The sequence below is a fragment of the Halomonas sp. 3F2F genome (assembly GCF_014897805.1).
In the GTDB taxonomy this organism is placed as follows: domain Bacteria; phylum Pseudomonadota; class Gammaproteobacteria; order Pseudomonadales; family Halomonadaceae; genus Vreelandella.
In genome coordinates this window covers 1-620 of sequence record NZ_JABUZE010000186.1, presented here as the reverse complement: position 1 = coordinate 620, position 620 = coordinate 1, and the positions used below count along the sequence as shown (strand labels likewise).

Below are 620 nucleotides of genomic sequence, written 5' to 3'. Positions count from 1 at the left end.
CATCCCCGGGGACTGGAACGCTCGCGTATGGCGGCCCTGGCGAGCAGCGATTGGATCCGCCAGTCCCTGAACCTGTGCATCACCGGGCCTACCGGTTGCGGCAAGACCTGGCTGGCCTGTGCCCTGGGCAATCAGGCCTGCCGGCAAGGCCTCTCGGTGCGCTACCTGCGAGTGCCGCGCCTGTTCGAGCAGGTGCGCATCGCGCACGGTGATGGTAGCTACGGTCGGCTGATGAACCAGTTGCTGAAGACCAACCTGCTGATCCTGGATGACTGGGGCATGCAGAAGATCACGGCGCAGCAGCGGCAGGACCTGATGGAAGTAATCGAAGACCGACACGGGCGGGGCTCCACCCTCATCGCCAGCCAGTTACCCACGGAGCACTGGCATGACTACATCGGCTCCGCCACGCTGGCAGACGCCATCATGGATCGGCTCCTGCACGGCGCTCACCGACTCAATCTGAAAGGGGAATCACTGAGAAAAACCAACGCACAAAAAACGGAATCGGTTGACCCATCGTGACCGCTCAGCGTACAAAACTCTCTCCAGCGTGAAGGCCGTGTGCAAATCGGTCACGATCACCGGAATGACCGGTCACGTTCGCCGGAATACGCAGC

1 protein-coding gene is annotated in these 620 nt (G+C 61.9%); it reads left to right on the top strand.

Annotated features, from left to right (window positions below; genetic code table 11):
- On the top strand, positions 1–525 hold a 525-nt coding region (gene istB / locus INT21_RS19030), incomplete at its 5' end, for an IS21-like element helper ATPase IstB (RefSeq protein WP_193085588.1).
- Positions 526–620: the final 95 nt, after the last annotated feature.